A 250-nucleotide genomic window follows, 5' to 3' on the forward strand; every position below is an offset into this window, starting at 1 on the left:
CGCTGAAATGTGAGTCACGATAGACAGAGAACCATCACGATAACATGCGTCGAGATCCGGAGTAATGAAGACATCTTCAATGCAGTGCTTAGGTTTAGAAAGTAGGGTGACATCTCGGAAAATACCACTGAGCCACCACATGTCTTGGTCTTCTAAGTAACTGCCGTCACACCAACGAATCACCATTACGGCAAGCGTATTTTCGCCTGCAAAAAGGTGTAGGTCAAATTCAGCGGGCAAACGACTATCT

1 protein-coding gene is annotated in these 250 nt (G+C 46.0%); it reads right to left on the reverse strand.

The features are described from left to right. On the reverse strand, nt 1-250 hold a 250-nt coding region (locus tag Q5762_RS39185; RefSeq protein ID WP_315897091.1), incomplete at both ends, for a sugar-binding domain-containing protein.

Source organism: Streptomyces sp. P9(2023), from assembly GCF_032436795.1.
Lineage (GTDB): Bacteria > Actinomycetota > Actinomycetes > Streptomycetales > Streptomycetaceae > Streptomyces.